The 285-nt window shown below is 42.8% G+C and carries 2 tRNA genes; both read right to left on the bottom strand.

The annotated features are described in order from the left end of the window. Nucleotides 1–33: 33 nt before the first annotated feature. Nucleotides 34–118: transfer RNA gene (locus tag AB4583_RS21330), tRNA-Leu, on the bottom strand. Nucleotides 119–173: 55 nt separating this feature from the next. Further along, nucleotides 174–250, bottom strand: a tRNA-Met gene (locus AB4583_RS21325). Nucleotides 251–285: the final 35 nt, after the last annotated feature.

Here is a 285-nt window from a genome sequence, read left to right as displayed (position 1 = left end):
GGTCATCTAATGAAAGAAACACATTCTAAATAATGGTGCGGTCGGAGAGACTTGAACTCTCACACCTCTCGGCGCCAGAACCTAAATCTGGTGCGTCTACCAATTCCGCCACGACCGCAGCAAATCTTTATAGTCATATCGAATATTGGTGCTTCAATAAGACGTTGTATAAGTGGTGGCTACTGCGGGATTTGAACCTGCGACCCCATCATTATGAGTGATGTGCTCTAACCAACTGAGCTAAGTAGCCATAATAAATCTAATAGATTCACTATTTGTTCTCTA

The sequence above is a fragment of the Vibrio sp. 10N.222.49.C12 genome, assembly GCF_041475025.1.
GTDB lineage: Bacteria > Pseudomonadota > Gammaproteobacteria > Enterobacterales > Vibrionaceae > Vibrio > Vibrio crassostreae_C.
This window is presented reverse-complemented; position numbering and strand designations above follow the sequence as displayed.